This is a genomic window from Enterobacter sp. C6 (assembly GCF_008122455.1).
In the GTDB taxonomy this organism is placed as follows: domain Bacteria; phylum Pseudomonadota; class Gammaproteobacteria; order Enterobacterales; family Enterobacteriaceae; genus Enterobacter; species Enterobacter pseudoroggenkampii.
The window spans coordinates 1-494 of the sequence record NZ_QPFW01000017.1; the positions used below are offsets into that span (position 1 = coordinate 1).

Consider the following 494-nt stretch of genomic DNA (forward strand, 5'->3'; position numbering starts at 1 on the left):
CCGTGTACGCTTAGTCGCTTAACCTCACAACCCGAAGATGTTTCACTTCATGATTGCGAAAATTTGAGAGACTCGAACACACCTTAAAGATGTGTCGTTTCAATTTTCAGCTTGATCCAGATTTTTAAAGAGCAAAACTTCGCAGTGCACCTTTTCAGGTTCACTCTGAAGTTTTCTTGTGTTCGCAGTAAAAGATGGTGGAGCTATGCGGGATCGAACCGCAGACCTCCTGCGTGCAAAGCAGGCGCTCTCCCAGCTGAGCTATAGCCCCATCGTTTTGCAATCTCTGTACCGCTCATCCTTTAAAAGGAGTTTGGTAGGCCTGAGTGGACTTGAACCACCGACCTCACCCTTATCAGGGGTGCGCTCTAACCACCTGAGCTACAAGCCTGCAGAGATTTTTACTGCTGTTTTTCATCAGACAATCTGTGTGAGCACTACAAAGGCAGGTTCTTTAAGGTAAGGAGGTGATCCAACCGCAGGTTCCCCTACGG

2 tRNA genes are annotated in these 494 nt (G+C 47.8%); both read right to left on the reverse strand.

Features of this window, described 5'->3' with window-relative positions:
* Positions 1-195: 195 nt before the first annotated feature.
* Positions 196-271: transfer RNA gene (locus tag DOU50_RS00100), tRNA-Ala, on the reverse strand.
* Positions 272-314: 43 nt separating this feature from the next.
* Positions 315-391: transfer RNA gene (locus DOU50_RS00105), tRNA-Ile, on the reverse strand.
* Positions 392-494 lie beyond the last annotated feature (103 nt).